Genomic DNA, 3,402 nt, shown 5'->3' on the forward strand with positions numbered 1-3,402 from the left:
TCCCCGGAGAAAGTAGATTCACATCATTCTGCGAAAACCAAACCCTTTCTCTCGGTCTTATTAGCTGCAGTGACATTGCTATAATGTCAGATAACGTCCCTGGGATTTGCGCTCGTGCCTGGTTCCGCAGGAACTGGCGTAAAGCTTGCATTTTCATATCCGTGATTGGTTAACCTGCAAGCTTTATGACAGAAGGCATGACGCCAATCCCATGTTATCTGACGTTACCAGATATAAATACTCTTTTTATAAAATTATGGTTTTGGATATCCAATATTATTATTTTTCCAAGTAGTTTTAGTAAAGTTATAATCATTCCCATCATCATCTTTCTTAGAATTTATAAAATCAATTACATCATCTACACCATCTGAAAATTCAGAAGCTATTAAGACACCTTTATGAGGTTTTAATCCATCCATCACAGCTCCATCCCAATACATTAATAATTGATAAATACTTTTTACATCAGCAATATCTTTTTTAGCTTCATATAAAGTTATATTATGACCGTCATAAACATAAAGATCTACAGGTACTGGAGAATTAATACTTTTAAATACTTCATACTCTGTTTCTATATGTTTGTCTGGAGCAGTTAAATGATTTTCTTTTAGTTCCGATAATTTACTTACTAACTCTCTTTCATGAATAGCACCTGCTAATTGTTTTGGAGGCTTATTTTTTGAAGCACTTCTTATCCAATTAAATAAAGCGTCTAGTTTTTTATCTCCAACTCTAAGTCCATTTTTTGATGTTCTAGTTTTAGGTAAAGCAGATAAATTATCACTTATTAAATTTACTTGTACCAAATAATGATTATAAGATGGGTGATTTTCTAATTCCCAAACTTCTTTAAATAAATTAGTTTCCATTATTCTTCCATTAATTCTTAATTCTAAACCATTTGAACTTCCATTTTTTTTATAATATTTTATATTATTTTCATTATCATCCACTTGAGCAAAAGCATAATCAATCTTAACTTCTCCACCTCCTAAATCCTTTTTTATAGATCCATTTTTTGGTTTATAATAATCTACAATATTAGGTTTAATACTAGGTACAACCTCATTATAAGGCTGACCATTTCCATTATCAATTTCATCTGAAATAATATTTATTGTTATTTCACCCTGTTCAATTATAAAAGAATATATATATCCTAACTCTTCTCTTAAATAATCAAGGCATCTGGAAAAACTTGCTCTACCACGAATCCCTTTTTGAATTGTATTAAATAATTCCATTGAGCATTCAAATTTTATTATTGTTCCTGTCTTATTAAATTCACCAGGCCAACGTTTATCATTTATTGAAATATTTTTTGATTCTATATCATATTTATAAGGGGCAGATATGTATTTATAAACTCCGTTATCTAAATCATCTTCTGTTCTAGTATAAACTTCCCAATTGTTATTTTCTGGATCAGCAGTAGCTAGTGCATGTTTAAAACCAAATCCATGTTCATTCATAGGAGATTCTTGTATCTCTTTATCACCAAGTTTAAAAGCTGAATCTAATTCTTTAATTCCAGTACCACTATCTTCTATTAAAACTTCTGCATTACCATTCCTAGACTTATTCAAAGTAATTCTTATAGTTTTCATTGGAACTTTATTAGCTCTATAATTACTTATAGTGTTATCAATAAATTCACATAACACCTGACTTAATGAGTCGAAATGCCCTCCTATACCTTTCCATAATTCTTTTGCATCTGGCAAAATATTCATTTTCCCCATTAAAATACCTCCTTAATTTATTATAAAATAAATTATACTTAAAATTGAACCTAAAAAATATAATAAGATTTAAATCAACACAAAAAAATTAAGTAATGTCAGATAACGTCCCTGGGATTTAAGAAGTTTATGAGGCTTAGGGCGACTGCCCTTGCCGAATAAATTTGCAATGGAGCGAAGCGGAATCTTCAATCCCATGTTATCCGAAGTAACTATATTACATAAACTCTTTATAAAAATAATCAATTTTCATAAAAAATTCTTTAATTAATTCTAAATCAGATTCTTCATCTAAACCACTCTTTATTATTGTTGCAAGATTTAATTTAGATAAATCTCTATTTCTTTCTAAATCAAGTTTTTCAAATGCCTTTGAAAATTTTATTAAACCTGCCTCTTCATAGTGTTCATTTTTTCTTGCTTTTAATAGATCCTCTTTATTAAGTGAACTATTGTATAATTCATTTATACTATTTAATAAAATATCATCACTTATTAAATCTTCAATTTCACATTTATCATGTTCTTCTTTATCTAAAGAGATAACTTTTAATTTGTTAAAACGATTATCTTCTTCAATTTTTTCTTTTGCATTTTTTCCTTGTTGATCTTTATCTACTAAAACAACAGTTGGTAATCCCATTTGAGATATTAATTTTGAAAAATAATGCAAGTTTGGTGCTCCTTGAGCACTCAATAAATTAATATCTTCTTCGCTAAAACCAATTAAGTCCTTATCATATAGTATATTTATTATTTTTGGGAAAATAATTTTTTCAGTAGGTCCCTCTACAAGTAAATTGAATTCACCGACGAATAAAGAATCATTAATACCTAATCCTAAATCTTTTCTTATATTAAACCAATTATTTCTATAACTTTCTTTTAAAACCTTCGTATGCATATTATTGTTTCTTTTTACATGATGAACAGACTCATAGTTAAATTTATCTATAAAAACAGGAGAATGTGTTGTCAAAAAAATCTGAACAGAATATGCTTCAGAAATTTCTCTTATCCTCTTGAAAAGTCTTTTTTGTAAAGAAGTATGTAAATTAGATTCAGGTTCTTCAATACCTAAAATAATATTTTTAGGTTTTTTTAACAAATTAAAAGAAAAAACCACCCCTAAATAAACTAATTGCTGTAGACCAGAACTTTTATTAGATAACAAATTACTGTTTCCATAACTATCAATTACATCTATGCTATAAGAATTATCTTTTTTCAAATTAATTGAAATATTAATATTAGTATTTAAAATATATTGTAAAAACTGTGAAGCATTAGTTTCAATTTTTCTTCTTTCATTCGCATTATTTATAGAATATAGTTCTTGTAAATTATCTGAATTAAAATTAATTTCATTTAAATCACCAAAATAAATATATTTTGGATTATTTTTAAAAAAACTATCTTTAGACATATTTTTATATTTTCCTTCTTTTTTAAGCATGTATTTTCTATTATTTTCATTTAAATCAATTTTTAAACTAATCTCACTTCTGTTGCTATTAAACATATCAGAAGCGTCAGCAAAAACTACTTCCATATATATACCTGAATTATTCATAGCAACCACGAAATATAATTTTCCTCTGGTTTAACTCTAAAATTATCTAATTTAAGAACTAAATAATAACTTTTTGAGTTG

Annotated in this window: 2 protein-coding genes; both read right to left on the reverse strand. The window is 27.1% G+C overall.

Annotated features, from left to right (window positions below; translation table 11 throughout):
* Positions 1–254: 254 nt before the first annotated feature.
* On the reverse strand, positions 255–1,748 hold the full coding sequence (locus tag C7954_RS13365) for an ATP-binding protein (protein WP_133618411.1): 1,494 nt from the start codon (positions 1,746–1,748) through the stop codon (positions 255–257).
* 217 nt (positions 1,749–1,965) lie between these two features.
* Positions 1,966–3,321 carry an AAA family ATPase gene (locus C7954_RS13370; protein ID WP_134060300.1) on the reverse strand — a complete coding sequence of 452 codons (1,356 nt, stop codon included), beginning with the start codon at positions 3,319–3,321 and terminating at the stop codon, positions 1,966–1,968.
* Positions 3,322–3,402: the final 81 nt, after the last annotated feature.

Origin of the sequence: Halanaerobium congolense (assembly GCF_004366375.1) — a bacterium.
Taxonomy (GTDB): domain Bacteria; phylum Bacillota; class Halanaerobiia; order Halanaerobiales; family Halanaerobiaceae; genus Halanaerobium; species Halanaerobium congolense.